The following is a 16,684-nucleotide window of genomic DNA, read 5'->3' as shown; positions in this document are numbered from 1 at the left end:
CATGTCGCGCATCCAACTGGCCCTCAACGTCGACAACCTCGACGAGGCGATCACGTTCTACAGCAAGCTTTTTGACGTCGAGCCGGCCAAGGTCAAGCCCGGCTACGCCAACTTCGTCGTTGCCGACCCGCCGCTCAAACTGGTGTTGCTGGAAAACGCCGGCGACGGCGGCACCCTCAACCATCTCGGGGTCGAGGTCGCCTCCAGCGACGCCGTGCTCGCCGAGAACAGGCGGCTCGCAGAGACGGGTCTGCTCACCGACGAAGAGATCGACTCGACCTGTTGCTACGCCACCCAAGACAAGGTGTGGGTGAGCGGACCGGGCGGTGAGCGCTGGGAGATCTACACCGTGAAGGCCGATTCCGAGACGTTCGGGCCCGCCGACGAATCGCAGCCCACCTGCTGCGCCTCGTAGGCGCCGATGGTGGTCAGCGGGTCCTACGTGGCGCCGCCGGACGGGGGGTGGAGTTCGGCGAGGGCCTGCAGGTTCTCCAGGTAATGCGGCAGCGAGGTGTGGCGGAACGCGGCGCTGACGATGGTCGCGCCGTGCGCGGCGGTCTCGCCGACGAGGTCGCGGGTCCGTTCCGGCTCGCCGATCGGGTCCAGCAGCGCGGGAGGCGGCAGGACGACGTCGAAACCGGGGCTGAACTCGAAGCGGCTCAGCCAGTCTCGCGCCTGGCGCAGGTTCACGTTGAAGGGTGCCCACCCGTCGGCCAGGGTGGCGGCGCGGCGCAGCGATCGCAGCGTTTGCCCGCCGATCCAGATGGGGACGTGGTCCTGCGTCGCGCAGGGATCGACGACCATGCCGCCGAAGGAGTAGAACTCGCCGTGGTATTCGGGTTCGGGTGCCGACAGTGCGGCGCGCAGGGCCCGCAGGGCGTCGTCGGCGCGCCGGCCGCGGTCGTCGAACGGCGCGCCGAGCAGATCGAACTCGGCTTTGAGGCTGCCCACGCCGACCCCCAGGATCACCCTGCCGCCGCTGACCTGGTCCAAGGTGCCGTAGCGTTTGGCGATCTCGAGCGGGTGGTGGTAGCCGAGCACCAGCACGTTGGTGGCCAACCGAATTCGTCGCGTGCGCGCGGCAAGGTAGCCGAAGGTCGCCAGCGGGTCCCAATAGCGGGTGCCGCGGCGGTCCGTCTCGGCCGCGGGCAGCGCAACGTGCTCGCTACAGGTCAGGTGGTGGTAGCCGAGCCGATCGGCGGCCTCGGCGATCTGCGCCAGGTCCTCGATGGTCGCGTTCTTTTCCCAGTCGCCGCTGCTCTGGGGGAACATCGTCACGACCGGGGTGGCCACCGACAGTTTGGCCGGCCGGCCGGTCATAACGGGCTCTTCCCAGGATGATTCATACCGGGGTAGATTCTAACAGTGCTCGAATCTGGCACGAGTCGACCGCCCGCTGCGAGTAAGCGAGGGTCGCGATGACGGCCGCGGTGCGCCGACCTTATGGGGAACTCGACCGCGCGCGCGTGGTGGCGTCCCTGCGGGATTTGGCCTGCCGCGTCGGCGTGCAGGGCGTGACGATGCGCGAGTTGGCGGCCGAGCTCGGCGCCGCGGTGCCCTCGGTGTATTACCACGTGCCGGGCAAGCAGGCCTGCCTGGATCTGCTCGCCGAATCGGTGCTGGCCGACATCCCGGTCATCGAGACGGGGCCGTGGGACACCCGGCTGGCCGAGCTCTACTGCGCCGCCCGCGAAGTCATCCTGTCGGTGCCCGGCATCGCGGGCGTCCTGCAAACCGGCGGCGGCGAGTCGGCCTGTCGGCTCGACACGCTCAGCCGATCGCTGCTCGCCGAGGCGGGCCTGACCAAACCGGTTGCGGCGGCGGCCCATTCGGTGTTGTACACCTATCTGCTGGGCTCGGTGGGCCTGCAGGAGACGCGGCCCGGGCAGCGCGGAAAGCGCCAGGCCGCCAACCACTTTCGTGCGGGCCTCGAGGTAATCGTCGCCGGAATCAGGGCCTCGCTACAAGAAGGAACGGAGCGGCGATGAGCATTGCCAAACCCACGCTGGTGAAATCCCTGGTCCCACAGAACCTGGACACCGCGGCTGACCGCGACGCGGCCGCCGTGCTGGACCCCGACACCTTTGTCACCGGCGCCCCGTACGACGCGATGACGAGGCTGCGGACCAGCTCGCCGGTGCACCCGGTGCAGCTGCCCGGGTTGCCCAGGGCGTGGCTGTTGACCAAACACGCCGACGTGCGCCTGGTCAGCCGCGATACCGACACCTTCAGCAGCAGCAAGGGCAACACACTGGTGGAGGCCGAGGCCGGCCCCAACTCGGCGATGCTGCCCGGCATCGATCCGCCGCGTCATATCCACTTTCGCAAGCTGATCAACCAGGGCTTCACCGTGCGCAACGTGCAGCGGCTGGAGCCGCGGATGCGGCTCGTGGCCCGCGACATCGTCGACACCATCATCGATAAGGGCGAATTCGACGCCGTGACAGACATTTCCGCCGAGATGTCGCTGCAAGTGATCGCCGACGTGCTCGGCGTTCCCGCCGAGGACCGGATGGAGGTCTTCCGCTGGAGCAACGCCATCGGCAGCCTGGGCATCGAAGATCCCGACTACGCCCCCACGCCGGAGGCGCTGGGCCGGGCCGCCGCCGAAATGTTCGACTACTGCGGGGAATTGGTGGAGCATCGGCGCAAGCACGGCCTCACCGACGACATCTTGTCGGCGCTGCTCGCCGCGGAGGTCGACGGCGAAAAGCTCAACCGGGACCAGCTCAACGAGTTCTTCCTGTTGCTGGCGATCGCCGGCAACGAAACGACCCGCAACACGCTGAGCCACGGCATCTTGGCGCTCGCCGAGCACCCCGAGCAACAGGCGCTGCTCGCCCGCGACCCCGCGGCGATCAAGCCCGCGGTGGAAGAGCTGTTGCGCTGGGCGACCCCGGTGATGCACTTCCGGCGCACCGTGACCCGTGACGTCGAGATCCGCGGGCAGCGAATCCCTTCCGGCGACTGGGTGCTGATGCACTACCTGTCCGCCAACCGCGACGAGGACGTCTTCGACCGGGCGGACCAGTTCGACATCACCCGCCCCGACGCCGGACACGCCGCATTCGGGGGCGGGGGAGTGCACTTCTGCCTCGGCGCGCAACTGGCCCGGCTCGAGCTGCGCGTCATGCTCGAAGAGCTCTATCCGAACGTGGCCGGCCTGGCCGTCACCGGACCGCCCGACCGGCTGCGCTCGTCGTTCTTCCACGGCATCAAAAGGCTGCCGTGCACAACGTGATTCAGCCGCGCTCCACCGGACGGGACGGATCCGAACTCCACTCCGACCACGACCCCGGATACAAGGTCGCCTCCCGCCCCATCGCGGCGAGCGCCGCGATCGCGACCGTGGCGGTGACACCCGAGCCGCAGTAGGCGCCCACCGTGTCGTGACGCTCGATCCCGCGATCGGACAACAGTCGCGCAACCGCATCGTCGCCGAGGAACGTGCCATCGGCCCCCAAGACTGCGACACTGGGAAGGTTCTTCGCGCCGGGGATGTGTCCCGCGGCGGCGTCGAGGGGTTCCACGTCACCGCGGTAGCGCTCCGGCGCTCGCACATCGAGCAGCGTCACGGTGCCCTCGGCCACCCGCTCGGCCGTCAGCGTGGGACGGCTCCCGGCGTACAAATCACCGTGCGGCACAGTCACATTGCCGGTCGGCGGTTCGATGGGTCCGGCCTCGAGACCGTAGCCGGCCGAGCGCCACGCGGCCAAGCCGCCGTCGAGGATGCGGACGTTTTGCAGTCCGGCCGCGCTCAGCACCCACCATGCGCGCGCGGAACCGGCGCGGTTCCAGTCGTCGTAGGTCACGACCGGCGCGTCCTGCCGGATCCCCCAGCGACGCGCGGCGGCCTCCACGTCGCGTCCGGACGGCAGGGGATGGCGGCCGCGGCCGGAGATCGAGTGGTCGCTGAGCTCGTCCTCGAGCGAGACATACACCGCCCCCGGAATGTGGCCGTCCAGGTAGGCCGCGCGCCCGTCGGGTTCGTCGATCCTCCACCGCACGTCCAGGACGCTCACCGGGTCGCCGGCCTCGATGATGCCGGCCAACTCGTCGGCGGTGATCAACACCCGATCGCGTGCTTGCACCGGCTCCTCCTTGTCGTCTCTATCGAGACTAGCCAGCCGAATGGCACGGTGGGCGGCTAGGCGGTCCGTTCGGAGGCGCCGCCGTCAAAGGCCGGCGCACCCATCGATGCCAGCATGCCGGTCGCGGCCCGATGCCAGGTGAAGTCCTCGGCGCGACGCCGCGCGGACATGCGGCGTTGCCGTTCGGGCCGGCCAGCGATGGCGCTGACCGCTTGTGCGATGGCGGCCGGGTCGTTGTCGGCCGACGCGCCGCTGTCCGGCGTGATGATCTCGCTCAGCGCCGACGTGTGCGAGACGACGGCCGGTGTTCCGCACGCCAGCGACTCCAGCGCCGCCAGCCCGAAGGTTTCGTGCGGTCCCGGGGCCAGCGTCACATCGGCCGAGGCCAGCAGTTGCGCCACGACGTGGCGATCGGAGATGAAACCGGTGAAATCGACCGGTAGCCGCGTGGCCTGGCGCTGCAGCCGGGCCCGCAATGGGCCCTCGCCCACCACCACGAGCCGCGCGTCGACGCCGGCGTGGCGCAACGCGCCGAGCGCGTCGATGCTGCGGTCGACGCGCTTTTCCACCGACAGCCGGCCGCAGTGGACCAGCAGCAGCTGTGTCGGCGCCGCCCAGCGCCGGCGCACCAGGTACGAGTGGTGGCGCGGATGGAACGTCTGCAGATCCACGCCCAGCGGGACGGTGACGGTGTTGCCGGCGCCGATCCGGTCGAATTCCTCGCGCGCGAAACCGGTGGTGCACACCACGGTGTCGTAGTTCGCGGCGGTGCGAGCGTTGGCCACGTCGGCGAACTTCCGCGCGGCCCGGCGCGGAAGGATTTGGCCCACAAGGCGATCCAGGCGTTCATGGGAGATCATCAGCGTCGTGGCGCCGTGATCGCGTCCCCACCGGCCCAGCGACCGCAGCGTGAGCCGGTCCGACACCTCCAGCGCGTCGGGTCGCAGCGCCGCCAGCAGGGCCTTGACGGGTCCCGGCATCACCGCACGGTAGCCGCCGGTGAAGGGAATCAGCCGGGCGGGCAGGGTGATTCGCACCACGCCGGTGTACAGCTGGACGCGCCCGGTGCGCTGGCCGGGAACGATCAAGAAGACCTCGTGACCGTGGGCGCAATATTCGGCGCCCAGCCGGTCGATCGCGGTGCGCAGGCCACCGGAGCGAGGGCCGTAGAAATTGGCGACCTGTACAACGCGCATTAGGCGAGGACACGCGGTGCGCGTGTGCACTCACCAATGCCGACCCGACGCCCACCTGAACAGTCTGTGAATTTCGCTTGCGCGCGGCGCTATCCGGTCGCCGGCGGCCCGAACCAGCGGCGCAACGCCGCGCGCAGGGCCTCTGCGTGCGCCGCCCCGAACTCGTCGGCCGCCCATGCCACATAGCCGTCCGGCCGGATCAGCAGCGCCGCGGCGGGTGGCTCGGCGGCGCTCGCGGCGACGACGTCGACGCGGCCGGCCCAGCCACCCGCCGCGTTCGCGAAGCCGCCGCCGAGGTCGAGCAGGACCGGCCGGCCATCGTGGAGAACTTCGGCCACCCGTCGGCCGTCATCGAGGGTCAGATCCGGCACGAGGCGGCCCGACAGCGGGTGGTCGTCGCCCACGTCGTACCGCACGTCGGAGCCGGCGAGCAGCGCCGCCATGTGCCGTTGCGTGTCCGGGAAGGTGAAGAGCTCGCCCAACAACGTTCGCAGCGCGGCGACTTCGGGCCCCGGCGCCATGAGCGCGATCTGGGACAGCGAATGCATCATGACGCGCTGACCGACCGGATGGCGCTCGGACTGGTAGGTGTCGAGCAATCCGGGCGGCGCCGTGCCATTGATCTCGGCGGCCAGCTTCCAGCCCAGGTTCACGGTGTCCTGCAGCCCCAGGTTCAGCCCCGGACCGCCCATCGCGCTGTGCACGTGCGCGGCGTCGCCGAGCAGCAGGACCCGGCCGTCGCGGTAGCGTTCGGCGTGCCGAGTGTTCTGCCCGTTGATGCGCCGAAGGGCATGCGGCCCAGGACCTTTCGGCGCCTCGAACGGAACGTCGACACCCAGCACGCGGCGAGCGCTCTCGCGCAGCTCGGCCAGACTCATCGGCACCTCATCGACCGGCGGGCCGAATTCGATGGTCCCGAGCAGCGCACGACCCTGCTCGAACTCGGCATAGATCATCCCGCCCCGGTCAAAGCGACTGTGCCCGAAGCGAAGCGGACCGAATCCCGGAACCTCGATGCTGGCGATGTCCGGGCGGCGGTACTCGTCGGGAATGTGCACGTGGGCCAGCCGACCGACCATCTCTGAGGTGGTGCCGGGAAAGTTGATGCCCAGGGACTTGCGCACCAGGCTGCGCCCGCCGTCCGCGCCGACGGCGTAACCCGCGTAGATGGCGTAGTCGCTTTCGGGTGACGAGACGTGCAGCGCAACGGATTCCGGCCCCGGCACGATCCCGACGAGTCCATGGCCCCAGCGCACATCCACCCCGAGGTCGCGGGCCCGCTTCTCGAGCAGCCGCACGAGCCGGGGCTGGGGCATGAGCATCGCGTACATCGGGTTGTCGTGGCCCTCGGAGAAGACCAGCGGCATGGCCGCGAACATCCATCCCGGGCTGGGCTGGGGCGGCCCCTCGTCACCGGTGAAGTCCTGATACATCCCGCGCATGTCGAGCATCCGAACGACTTGTCCGACAAGGCCGTTGGCCTTCGGTTCGGAGCTGGGCCCGGGGAGGACGTCCAGCACGACGGGCCTGACACCGGCCAAGGCCAGCTCGCAGGCCAGCATCAGCCCGTTGGGGCCGGCGCCGGCGATGACGACGTCGGCGTGTTCGTCAGCCATGAGCTGCCTTCTTTCTGGTGGGTTCCGGTAGCCCCGCCTCGACGTCGGCGAAGCCCGACCGGATCAGCGCGGTGATCGCCACCGGGGGATCGGCCCACGCATAGGCGTCCGCCGCGGCGTCGCCGACGGCCCGCACGACGGCCATGACCAATCGCGGGTACAGATCATGCTTCGGGTCCGTGCCGGTGCGTTCGGCGATGACGTGGAGGAATTCGTCGAAAAGCTGCTGCGGCACGGAGTTTCGAACCTGTGGCTGCATGAGCAGCTTTCGCACCTCGACGAGTTCCTGGCGGCTGGGCGCCCGGTTCTCGTCGCCGTACACGTCGCCGAAGTCGTCCTCCAGCGGCTCCAGCACGGCGTGGGTGATCGCCGTCCACAGTGGCTCGTCGGCGGGGCGCTCGCGCAGCAATGCGATGCTGCGGCGCAGGCGTTCGGCTTGCCGGTAGGCCAGCGCCTCGTATTTGCCGCTGAAGTAGTTGTTGAACGTGCGCAGTGAGACGCCGGCCAGGTTGGCGACGTCTTCGCGCGTCACGTTGTCCAGTCCGCGCTCGAAAGCCAGGCGCAGGGCGGCATCGCTGAGCGCGCGACGGGTGTCGGCTTTTTTTCGCTCGCGCAGTCCGGACATAGGTGCCACCGTACGCAAAACCTGCCCGGTAGGCAATATTGCCCGACAGGCAATTTGCTTTGAGTGTGCGCTGAGGGCTTCCGGAGTGAAGCCACGGCGGCGACACGCCGTGAAAGGCCGACAAGGATTCACTCGCAACGCCCAGGATTCACACTCGCCGCGAAGGCGAGCGGACATTCACCGCAGGAGCCGAGACCGCCTAGCGCGCGCCCCAATCCCAGCGCGGCGTGGTGATCAGGGTCTGGCCGCTGATGCGTGTTTCGCCCCAGTCCTTGTACAGCTCGATCTCGAGGGCTCCGTCGGAGTCTTCGCTCAGCGGCACGGCGTCCAGGAACTCCAGCAGGGAGCGGGAGTGGGTGACCACCACCACCTGGGACTTGGCGGCGGTGGTGCGGATCAGCGACGCCAGCGGCGCCACCAGGTCCGGGTGCAGCGAGGTCTCCGGCTCGTTGAGCACCATCAGCGAGGGCGGTTGCGGGCTGAGCAGCGCGGCGGCCCACAGCAGGAAACGCAGTGTGCCATCGGATAATTCGGCCGCGCGCAACGCGCGCAGCATGCCGCGCTGTCGCAGCTGGACGTCGAACAATCCGTCGTGGATGGCCACCGAGATGGTGGCGCCGTCGAACGCCTCGGCGACCGCGCGGCTGAGGTCGTCGAACCCCGATTCGAGGATCGTCTGGATCGCCGCCGCGAGATCGCTGCCGTCGTCGGAGAGCACCGGGGTGCGGGTGCCGACCTGCGGGTGCCGCGCGGGCGCCCCGTCGTCGACCCGGAAGCCGTCGTAGAACCGCCACCCGCGCAGCCGTTCTCGCACGGCCGCGAGCTCGGGAAGCGCGTGCGGGTGGGCGTATTCGGCGAGCACGCTGTGATACGACGGCAGCGATCGGGACAACTCGTCGAAACCACCACCGGAGTCCGCGCGGGCCTCGGCGAACCCCCGAGACCGGCGCACCAGCGTCGTGCTCGGCCGCAGCACCGGGCCGGCGAACAACAGCTCCCGTTTGATCTCCGGGTCGCGGGCGAACACCGACTTTCCGGCGGACTGCGGGATGCCCAGATCCACTAGATAGCCGAAATCGTCTGCGGCGAAGCCCATTTCGAGAGACACGGGACGGGTACGCATGGTGCCCTCGGTTTTGCCGGTGCGTCGCGCGCCGGCCAACTGCTCGGGGCCCGCCCACAGCACCGATTGCAGCCCGCCCTCGCGGGCGAGCGACCCGATCACCTCGCCGCGCCCGCAGTCGGCCAGCAGTCGCAGCGCGCGGTACAGCGACGACTTGCCGGACCCGTTGGCGCCGGTGATCACCGACAGCCGGCCCAGCGGCAGGATCACCTCGCGCAGCGAGCGATATCCGCGGATGGCGACGGTCTGCAGCATGCGGCCGACTGTACGGTCGGCCACCGACGGGCCCCTATTCGTCCTCGTCCTCGTCGGCCGCGGCGGCGAGGAGTTGCACTTCCTCGAGGTCCATCTCGTTCTGCAGCTCGCGCAGCACGATGTCGTCGATCAGGTTCTGGTTGCGCAGCGCGGTGATTTCGCGGCGCTTGTGTTCGAGCACGCCCAAACGCACCTGTCGGACCTTCTCGCGGCCCTTGAGGATGCGGTGGTCTGGCGAACCGTCCTCGGTGGCCAGCACCAGCGCGGCCTTCTCCTCGTACTCCTTTTGCAGCCGCCGGCGCAGGTCGTCGCTGATGCCGACCTCGTCGGCGACCGTCGGCAGGGCGGCGAGGGCGGCCTGGGACCCCCGGCAACGCGCGAGTTGCAGTTCCTCGGCGTGGGTGGCGTCCTCGGGCATTTTCGCCCATCGGACCACGGCCGGCAGGGTGCTGCCCTGGACCAGGACGGTCACCAAAATGACGACGGTCACGATGAAGATCAGCAGGCTGCGGTCCGGGAACGGCGCGCCGTTGAGGGTGGTCATCGGCACGGCGACCGCGGCGGCCAGCGATACGGCCCCACGGAATCCCGCCCAGACGGTGACGAACCGCTGGCGCCAGTTGACCCGACGTTCGCGTTGCGCTTGGCGGCGGTCGATGAGCCGGATCAGCAGCGTGGTGATCTCGCCCCAGAAGATGCGGGACACGATCACGACGGCGGTGACCACCAGCGCGACGAACAGGGCGTGGCGAACGCCGCCGTCGACGCCGGCGATGCCGCGCAGCGCGCCCGGGATCTGGACGCCGACGAAGACCCATAGCGAGCCGTTGAGCAGGAAGGTCGCGATGTCCCAGAAGGCCGAGGACTGCAGCCGCGAGCGCGCGCGGATCACCACGGGTCCGGCGTAGGCCAGCACGAGCGCCGACACCATCACCGCGACCACCCCGCTGCAGTCCATCGATTGGGCGAGCAAGAACGCTGCGAACGGCGTCACCAGGCTCAACGCCCCCTCCTCCTGGGGCGCGTCGATTCGCTTGCGCAGCAGGGTGACCGCGCCGCCGACCAGCAGTCCGGCGGCGATGCCGCCGAGGTAGGAGCCGATGAACCGGGCGGTCACCTCGGGCGGGCTGATCGCGGCCCCGCCGATCGCGACGTGGACGCTGACGGCGAACAAGACCAGGGCGGTGCCGTCGTTGATGAGACTCTCGGCCTTCAGCACGGTCAGCGACCGCCGTGGCAGCTTCTTCGCGAGACCGGCCACCGCCGCCGCGTCGGTGGGCGACAACACCGCGCCCAGCACGCCCGCCGCGTGCGGATTCATGCCCAACGCCCGGGCCGTCCACGACACCGCGACCGCGGTGGCGATCACCAGGGCGACGCTGAGGAACACGATGATGCGCGCGTTCGCCCGGATCTCGCGGAAGCTGGTGTTCAGGCCCTCCCAGTACAGGATCGCGGGGAGAAACAGCAGCAACACGATCTCGCCGTTGACCCGCACGTGACCGAAATGGGGGACCAGACCCAGCAACACGCCCATCAGGATGAGCAGCACCGGGGGACCCACGCGATAGCGCCGACCGATGACCGTCCCCACGATGACGGTGGAGACCAGGGCGACGATCAGTTCGAGGCCAAACACCAGCCCATCCTGCCGGATGAGACGGTGGGCGGCCGCGCGACCCAATGTCGACCCGTCGGGGTCACGCGCGACGGCGTCGGCGCCTATCTTCGGTCTGGGTCAGACCTATTAGGCTCCGGAGCGGACTTGAAGGGGGATCTGGTGAAGGTGAGGCTGCTGGCAACAGTCGCCGTGCTCATGTTGTCGTCGGTGGTGGGCTGCCACTTCGCGTCCCGGAATCCGCCGTCGACCAAAACCCTCCAGGTCCCCATGACCGAGGTGCTGACGCAGAGCGAGATCAGCCAGAGCATCACCTTGGACGTCGGCAACACGTTGGTCGTGGAGTTGGGTTCGAACTACACCACGCCCTACCGGTGGACGCCCGACACCAAGATCGGCGATTCCGCGATCGTCAGGCAGCTCAGTCACGAGTTCGTGCCGCCGGCCTCTGACGCCTTGGGGGCGCCGGGCACCGAGACGTGGACGTTCGCGGCCATGCGGCCGGGGACCACCACCATCGTCGCGACGTACAACAGCTTTGTGGACAAGGACGCCAAACCGGGGTGCGTGTACACCCTCACCGTGACCGTGCGGTAAGTCCTTGCGGCGGTAGCGGTTACGCGACGGCGACCTGGCGTTGGCGCGCGTAGATTTCGGCGAGGAATTGCTCGACGGCCACCGCGGTATGCGCGGCGCGGACCGAGCCGAAAATGTCGAAAGCGTGTTGCGTGAAAGGCAATTCGGCGTAGAGCACCGGCTGCGCGCTGGCTTGGCGCAGCTTTTCGACGAACGTGCGCGCCTGTTCGACGTAGGCCAGCGAGTCGTTGCGGCCGTGCAGCACGAAGAACGGGGGAGCGTCGGCGTTGACGTGGTTGACTGGCGACGCGGCTTCGAACGTCTGTAGGTGCGTCGAGGGCTTTTGCTTGATGATCGACTTGATCAGCAGCCCCGGCATCATCGGGTGCAGCGTCTTGTCGAATCGGGTGAAGTCGTAGATGCCGTAGAACGGCACGGCCGCCTGCACGCGGGTATCGACGTCCTCGAAGCCCGGCTGGAATTGCGGGTCGTTGGGCGTGAGCGCGGCCAGCGACGAGAGGTGGCCGCCGGCCGAGCCGCCGGTGATGACGATGAAGTCGGGGTCGCCGCCGTATTCGGCGATGTGTTGTTTGACCCAGGCGAGGGCGCGCTTGACGTCGACGATGTGGTCGGGCCAGGTGTTGCGCGGGCTGTGCCGGTAGTTGATCGCCACGCAGATCCAGCCCAGCTCGGCAAGGTGGCTCATCAACGGATGCGCTTGTCCGCGTTTGTTTCCCGTCGTCCAGGCGCCGCCGGGGATCTGGAAGAGCACCGGGGCCTTGCCGGCCGGGTCGAGATCGGGGCGCCGCCAGATATCGAGGTGGTTGGCGCCGCCGAATTCGCCGTAGCTGATGTTGGAGTCGTGGGCGTAGTCGCGGTAGATCCGCAGCATCCGTAGCAGTCCCGGCGTCTTGGCGGTGCCGCTGCCGCTCGGCCGGCGCCACAGGCTGGCCGATTCGGTGAGCCGGTCGGCTCCCAGCCCGCTGTCCAACGCCTCGGTCAGCGGCACGTTGGCGCGATGGCCCGCGCGGCTCAGGTTCAGCAAGCCGAGCGCCGAGAGCCCGGCGACCAACCAGGCCGTTATCCGCACGGGCCGCGTCAGGCGGCGTGCCGTCAGGGCCAGCCCGCCGAGCTGGCTCACCAACGTCTGCAGCGGCAACTCGGTGACGACGAGCCCGATCATCCAGGAGTACAGCGACGGGTAGCCGCCGCGCGCCAGGGGGCGGTAGGCATTGAGGGTGGACGCCGCCGTCGCCGCGGTGACCGCCAGCGACCCTATTTGCCGGGTGAGGTGGATGATTCGAGCTGTCCGCATTGCCTCACCTTACGAAACGTGTGGGTTCGTGTCGGATTAGCGGGCTACGACGCCTCGGCCCTGCTCTCCAGGTTCTTCACCGGGGCGGGGTCGTTCTCGGTCAGGCCGACCTTCGCGGCTCCGCCGGGCGAGCCGAGCTCGGTGAAGAAGTCGGCGTTGATCTGCAGGTATCCGCTGTGCTCGTCGGGCAGGTCGTCTTCGTAGAAGATGGACTCGACCGGGCACACCGGCTCGCAGGCGCCGCAGTCCACGCACTCGTCGGGGTGGATGTAGAGCATCCGGGCGCCCTCGTAGATGCAGTCGACCGGGCATTCCTCGATGCATGCCTTGTCTTTGATGTCGACGCAGGGTTCGGCGATCACGTAGGCCACGAATGTTGTCCTTCCGTCTGGCTAGCGGGGTCGGCCGGCTGCGGGCCGCAGCAACTCGGTCAGGCTGGCTAATTTAGCGCGGCGGCATCCGCGCGGCTCACCGGCCCTTTCGAGGCGGCAATGTCCCCATGCTTCCGGTCCGCGCGGGGCGTGAGTAGAGGTTTGGCGTTGTGGTGTCACAAGCTATAGTTGTGGTCACACGATTTGATTGTGAGCGCCGCACCATGCCACTCAGCCCTCGGCTGCCCGAACTGTCCTCGTTCGAGGCGTTTTTGGCGATCGCCGAGACCGGCAGCCTCGGCCGGGCCGCGCGCGAGCTGGGACTGACCCAGCAGGCGATATCGCGGCGCCTGGCCACCATGGAGGCCCAGATCGGCGTCACCCTGGCCGTCCGGACCACGCGCGGCTCGCAGCTGACGCCCGCGGGCCTGATCGTCGCGGACTGGGCGACCCGCCTGCTCGACGTCGCCCACGAGATCGACGCCGGCCTGGGCTCGCTGCGCAAAGAGGGCCGCGAACGCATCAGGGTGTCGGCCAGCCAGACGATCTCCGAACAGCTCATGCCGCACTGGCTGCTGTCCCTACAGGCCGATGCGGCGCGGCGCGGCGAAACCGCGCCGCAGGTCATTTTGACCGCCACCAACAGTGACCACGCCATCGCCTCGGTGCGCGACGGGACCGCCGATCTCGGGTTCGTCGAGAACCCGGGCACACCAAAGGGTTTGGGTAGCTGCGTGGTGGGGGAGGACGAGTTGGTGATCGTCGTCCCGCCGGACCACAAGTGGGCCCGACGGTCGCGGATCGTGACCGCGCGTGAGCTCGCGCAGACGCCGTTGGTGTCTCGCGAACTCCATTCCGGCATCCGCGATTCGCTGGCGGCGGCGCTGCGCCAGGTGCTCGGCGAGGACACGCAGCAAGCCGCACCCGTGCTGGAGTTGACGTCGTCGGCGGCGATGCGCGCCGCCGTCCTGGCCGGCGCGGGCCCGGCGGCCATGAGCCGGCTGGCGGTGGCCGACGACCTGGCGGTCGGCCGTCTGCACGCGGTCCACATCCCCAAGCTGGATCTGCGCCGCAAGTTTCGGGCCATCTGGGTCGGCGGGCGTACCCCGCCGCCCGGGGCGATCCGCGACCTGTTGAGTCACATCATCAGCCGCGCAACGGCATAGGACGCTCGGCGGGAAGGGAAGGGGCCGGGAGCGCTCAGGCCGCGGCGTCGGCGGCCAGCACCTCGTCGTAGCGGTCGAGCACGGTCTCGGCCACCAGCCGGTGCGCGCCCAGCGGGGTGGCCATCCGAATGCCGTTGTCGCGGGCGAAGGTTGACACGCCGTCGGTGATGAATCCCGGCGCCAAGAACCATGGCGCGATCACCAGCCGGCGCGCGCCGCGGCGGCGCAGCTGGTCGGCGGCCCGGGCCACCGACGCCTCGGGCCGGGTGGCGAACGCCGTTGTGGCGCCGGCCCATCGGGTGCCGGCGGCCAGTCGGGACGCCACCTTCGCGGTGCGCGCATTGGCGGCCAGGTTCGACGAACCGATCGCGACCACCATCACCCCGAGGTCGTCGTCGAGCGGGGAAACCCCGACCTCGGTCAGGCGCTCGCGCAGGACGGTGACCAGCCGGTCGTCCTCGCCGAGCACGTCGGCCTGCCGTATCCCGTGGGCCCCGGCGCGGGCGATCTGCTCGGGGATGTCGAGGCGCGCGTGGTAGGCGCTGGCCAGCAGCAACGGCGCGACGACGGCGCGGCGGCTGTCCGGCAGCCCGGCCAGCACGTCCACGAAGTTCGGGGCGTTGAGCTCGAGAAACGCCAGCCGCACGTCGAGGTCCGGCCGCATCCCCCGCAGCCGGTCGGCCACGGCTTCGGCGTTGGCCCCCGACCTTGGGTCGCGGCTGCCGTGCGCGGTGAGGACGAGGGTGCTCACCGCAGGTCGTCCTCCTCGGCGCGCAGCGCCCAGGACGCGAAAGCCTCACCAGCGTCGCGCTTTTCGAGGTATTTGCGGGTCACCCGGTCGATGTAGTCACCCAGCTCGTCGCTGGTGACCTTGTGCTGGCGCAGTTTTCGGCCGAAGCCGCTCTGCTCGCCCAGGCCGCCGCCCAGATGCACCTGGAAGCCCTCGACCGAATTGCCGTCGCCGTCGTCGATCCACTGGCCCTTGAACCCGATGTCGGCGACCTGGATTCGGGCGCACGAGTTCGGGCAGCCGTTGAGATGCACGCTGATCGGCGCGTCCAGCCGGGACTCGACATCGGCCAGGCGCTGTTCCAGCTCGGGCACCAAAGTCTGGGTGCGAACGCGGGTTTCGGCGAACGACAGCTTGCAGTACTCAATTCCGGTGCACGCCATGGTGTTCTTGCGCCACGACGACGGTCGCGACGGCAGCCCCAGCGCGTCCAGGCCCGCGACCAATTCGTCGACCTTGTCGTCGGCCACGTCGAGGATGACCAGCTTTTGGAACGGGGTCCACCGCGCCCGGTCGGAGCCGGCCTTTTCCATCAGGTCGGCCACGGCCGACAGGGTGCTGCCCGACACGCGCCCGGCGATCGGCGCAACGCCAATAGCGTTGAGGCCGTTCTTGATTCGCTGCACCCCGACGTGGTCGATGGTGTGCTTGACCGGCGTCGGGGCCGGGCCGTCGATCAGCCTGCGGTTGAGGTATTCGGTTTCCAGGACGTCGCGGAATTTTTCCACGCCCCAGTCCTTGACCAGGAACTTCAGGCGGGCCTTGGCGCGCAGCCGCCGATAGCCGTAGTCGCGGAACAGTTGGGTGACGGCCTCCCAGACGTCGGGCACCTCGGCCAGCGGAACCCAGACGCCGAGCCGCTGGGCCAGCATCGGGTTGGTCGACAGGCCGCCGCCCACCCACAGGTCCAGGCCGGGGCCGTGCTCGGGGTGGTGGACGCCGACGAACGCGATGTCATGCGTCTCGTGGGAGACGTCCTGCAAACCGGAGACCGCGGTCTTGTACTTGCGCGGCAGGTTCGCGTACTCGGGGTTGTTCAGCGAGCGGCGGACGATCTCGTCGATCGCGGACGACGGGTCGAGCACCTCGTCGAGCGAGTCGCCGGCCAGCGGCGAACCGTGAATGCCGCGCGGGCAGTCGCCGCACGCCTCGGTGGTCTGCAGCCCGACGGAGTCGAGGCGGCGCCAGATCTCGGGGACGTCCTCGATGCGGACCCAGTGCAACTGCAGGTTTTCCCGGTCGCTGATGTCGGCGGTGTCGCGGGCGAATTCGGTCGAGATCTGGCCCAGTGTGCGCATTGTGTGTGCGGTCATCGCCTTGCCGTCGGAGCGGACCCGCATCATGAAGTACTTGGCTTCGATCTTGTCGGTGTTCTCGTCGCCGGTCCAGCTGCCGTCGTAGCCCTGCTCGCGCTGGGTGTAGAGGCCCATCCAACGGAACCGTCCGCGCAGGTCGGACTTGTCGATGCTGTCGAAACCCTGCTTGGAGTAGACGTTGATGATGCGGTCGCGGACGTTCAGCGGCCCATCGTCGTTCTTGATCTTCTCGGTGTCGTTGAGGGGCTCGCGATCCCCCAGCGCCCACTGACCCTCATTGCGGGTCTTGACGGGACGTGCGGTGGTCATGCGGTGTATCTCCTTCGCGAACTTCCTCGCGGCGGCTCAGATTGGCGGCGGGCGGCCAGAGGCGGGCAGGGCCTTCGTGGCTACCGGGCATCGCGATGATGTTGGGTCTGTGGCACCCGCAGGTTCGTCATTGGACCCACGGGTCGCGATTTCCATAGTGCACGAGCTACGGCGGCGTCAGTAGAGGTGCGATTGTTGTGGGGACACAACCGCTGGTTGTGTGCGCTGCTTCACGTCTTTGCCTTTGGCGGCCAGAGGGATTGGCCGCGGCACCGATGGGACTCGCAGTAGTGTGGCCGCTTATGAGCTCCTCCGAC

The 16,684-nt window shown here is 69.0% G+C and carries 16 protein-coding genes; 5 read left to right on the top strand and 11 right to left on the bottom strand.

The features are described from left to right. Window position 1: 1 nt before the first annotated feature. Window positions 2–415 carry an ArsI/CadI family heavy metal resistance metalloenzyme gene (locus JF781_RS21765; RefSeq protein ID WP_225329533.1) on the top strand — a complete coding sequence of 138 codons (414 nt, stop codon included), beginning with the start codon at window positions 2–4 and terminating at the stop codon, window positions 413–415. A 23-nt stretch (window positions 416–438) separates the two neighbouring features. Here JF781_RS21765 and JF781_RS21760 read toward each other — a convergent pair whose 3' ends face one another. Next, window positions 439–1,320 (bottom strand): LLM class F420-dependent oxidoreductase, encoded by an 882-nt coding sequence (locus tag JF781_RS21760; RefSeq protein WP_225329534.1) that lies wholly within the window; start codon window positions 1,318–1,320, stop codon window positions 439–441. 98 nt (window positions 1,321–1,418) lie between these two features. On the opposite strand from JF781_RS21760, the gene JF781_RS21755 reads away from it, so the two are divergent. Together JF781_RS21755 and JF781_RS21750 are read left to right on the top strand one after the other, a co-directional pair. Beyond that, window positions 1,419–1,988, top strand: coding sequence for a TetR/AcrR family transcriptional regulator C-terminal domain-containing protein (locus JF781_RS21755; protein ID WP_225329535.1), 570 nt, complete (start codon window positions 1,419–1,421; stop codon window positions 1,986–1,988). Next, window positions 1,985–3,241 (top strand): cytochrome P450, encoded by a 1,257-nt coding sequence (locus JF781_RS21750; protein WP_225329536.1) that lies wholly within the window; start codon window positions 1,985–1,987, stop codon window positions 3,239–3,241. The genes JF781_RS21755 and JF781_RS21750 overlap by 4 nt, the downstream gene beginning before the upstream one ends. A 1-nt stretch (window position 3,242) precedes the next feature. Here JF781_RS21750 and JF781_RS21745 read toward each other — a convergent pair whose 3' ends face one another. The 6 genes from JF781_RS21745 to JF781_RS21720 form a co-directional block, all read right to left on the bottom strand. Beyond that, the gene (locus JF781_RS21745) at window positions 3,243–4,091 is read right to left on the bottom strand and encodes a sulfurtransferase (protein WP_225329537.1); all 849 of its coding nucleotides are present in this window, start codon (window positions 4,089–4,091) and stop codon (window positions 3,243–3,245) included. Between the two features lie 56 nt (window positions 4,092–4,147). After that, window positions 4,148–5,287 carry a glycosyltransferase gene (locus JF781_RS21740; protein ID WP_225329538.1) on the bottom strand — a complete coding sequence of 380 codons (1,140 nt, stop codon included), beginning with the start codon at window positions 5,285–5,287 and terminating at the stop codon, window positions 4,148–4,150. 89 nt (window positions 5,288–5,376) lie between these two features. Beyond that, window positions 5,377–6,903, bottom strand: a complete 1,527-nt coding sequence (locus JF781_RS21735; protein ID WP_225329539.1) for an FAD-dependent monooxygenase — start codon at window positions 6,901–6,903, stop codon at window positions 5,377–5,379. Further along, window positions 6,896–7,528: a TetR/AcrR family transcriptional regulator gene (locus tag JF781_RS21730; RefSeq protein ID WP_225329540.1), complete on the bottom strand. Its 633-nt coding sequence runs from the start codon at window positions 7,526–7,528 to the stop codon at window positions 6,896–6,898. The genes JF781_RS21735 and JF781_RS21730 overlap by 8 nt, the downstream gene beginning before the upstream one ends. Before the next feature lie 199 nt (window positions 7,529–7,727). Then, the gene (locus JF781_RS21725; protein WP_225329541.1) at window positions 7,728–8,906 is read right to left on the bottom strand and encodes an AAA family ATPase; all 1,179 of its coding nucleotides are present in this window, start codon (window positions 8,904–8,906) and stop codon (window positions 7,728–7,730) included. Window positions 8,907–8,940: 34 nt separating this feature from the next. Then, entirely contained in the window at window positions 8,941–10,545 is a 1,605-nt protein-coding gene (locus JF781_RS21720; RefSeq protein WP_225329542.1) for a Na+/H+ antiporter, read from the bottom strand. A 141-nt stretch (window positions 10,546–10,686) separates the two neighbouring features. Between JF781_RS21720 and JF781_RS21715 the strand changes: the two genes are divergently transcribed. Further along, the gene (locus JF781_RS21715; RefSeq protein ID WP_225329543.1) at window positions 10,687–11,121 is read left to right on the top strand and encodes a protease inhibitor I42 family protein; all 435 of its coding nucleotides are present in this window, start codon (window positions 10,687–10,689) and stop codon (window positions 11,119–11,121) included. Window positions 11,122–11,140: 19 nt separating this feature from the next. On the opposite strand, the gene JF781_RS21710 is transcribed toward JF781_RS21715, so the two are convergent. Continuing rightward, window positions 11,141–12,415 (bottom strand): alpha/beta hydrolase, encoded by a 1,275-nt coding sequence (locus JF781_RS21710; protein WP_225329544.1) that lies wholly within the window; start codon window positions 12,413–12,415, stop codon window positions 11,141–11,143. A 44-nt stretch (window positions 12,416–12,459) separates the two neighbouring features. Further along, a complete protein-coding gene (gene fdxA, locus JF781_RS21705) occupies window positions 12,460–12,786 on the bottom strand; it encodes a ferredoxin (protein ID WP_225329545.1) in 327 nt (108 codons plus the stop codon). Window positions 12,787–13,010: 224 nt separating this feature from the next. Between fdxA and JF781_RS21700 the strand changes: the two genes are divergently transcribed. Further along, window positions 13,011–13,952 carry a LysR family transcriptional regulator gene (locus JF781_RS21700; RefSeq protein WP_225329546.1) on the top strand — a complete coding sequence of 314 codons (942 nt, stop codon included), beginning with the start codon at window positions 13,011–13,013 and terminating at the stop codon, window positions 13,950–13,952. 34 nt (window positions 13,953–13,986) lie between these two features. Here JF781_RS21700 and JF781_RS21695 read toward each other — a convergent pair whose 3' ends face one another. Then, window positions 13,987–14,703: a sirohydrochlorin chelatase gene (locus JF781_RS21695; protein WP_225329547.1), complete on the bottom strand. Its 717-nt coding sequence runs from the start codon at window positions 14,701–14,703 to the stop codon at window positions 13,987–13,989. Continuing rightward, a complete protein-coding gene (locus JF781_RS21690; RefSeq protein ID WP_225329548.1) occupies window positions 14,700–16,367 on the bottom strand; it encodes a nitrite/sulfite reductase in 1,668 nt (555 codons plus the stop codon). Before JF781_RS21690 ends, JF781_RS21695 begins: the two co-directional genes overlap by 4 nt. Window positions 16,368–16,684 lie beyond the last annotated feature (317 nt).

Origin of the sequence: Mycobacterium sp. WUMAC-067 (assembly GCF_020217485.1) — a bacterium.
In the GTDB taxonomy this organism is placed as follows: Bacteria; Actinomycetota; Actinomycetes; order Mycobacteriales; family Mycobacteriaceae; genus Mycobacterium.
The sequence above is the reverse complement of the archived record's forward strand: the minus strand, read 5'-3'. Positions and strand labels throughout refer to the sequence as shown.

Excerpts from the sequence above, each read along its gene's own strand:
- JF781_RS21750 (WP_225329536.1), top strand. The coding sequence starts at position 1,985 with ATGAGCATTGCCAAACCCACGCTGGTGAAATCCCTGGTCCCACAGAAC.
- JF781_RS21730 (WP_225329540.1), bottom strand. The coding sequence starts at position 7,528 with ATGTCCGGACTGCGCGAGCGAAAAAAAGCCGACACCCGTCGCGCGCTC.
- JF781_RS21765 (WP_225329533.1), top strand. The coding sequence starts at position 2 with ATGTCGCGCATCCAACTGGCCCTCAACGTCGACAACCTCGACGAGGCG.
- JF781_RS21700 (WP_225329546.1), top strand. The coding sequence starts at position 13,011 with ATGCCACTCAGCCCTCGGCTGCCCGAACTGTCCTCGTTCGAGGCGTTT.
- JF781_RS21735 (WP_225329539.1), bottom strand. The coding sequence starts at position 6,903 with ATGGCTGACGAACACGCCGACGTCGTCATCGCCGGCGCCGGCCCCAAC.
- JF781_RS21740 (WP_225329538.1), bottom strand. The coding sequence starts at position 5,287 with ATGCGCGTTGTACAGGTCGCCAATTTCTACGGCCCTCGCTCCGGTGGC.
- JF781_RS21755 (WP_225329535.1), top strand. The coding sequence starts at position 1,419 with ATGACGGCCGCGGTGCGCCGACCTTATGGGGAACTCGACCGCGCGCGC.
- JF781_RS21690 (WP_225329548.1), bottom strand. The coding sequence starts at position 16,367 with ATGACCACCGCACGTCCCGTCAAGACCCGCAATGAGGGTCAGTGGGCG.
- JF781_RS21760 (WP_225329534.1), bottom strand. The coding sequence starts at position 1,320 with ATGACCGGCCGGCCGGCCAAACTGTCGGTGGCCACCCCGGTCGTGACG.
- JF781_RS21725 (WP_225329541.1), bottom strand. The coding sequence starts at position 8,906 with ATGCTGCAGACCGTCGCCATCCGCGGATATCGCTCGCTGCGCGAGGTG.
- JF781_RS21710 (WP_225329544.1), bottom strand. The coding sequence starts at position 12,415 with ATGCGGACAGCTCGAATCATCCACCTCACCCGGCAAATAGGGTCGCTG.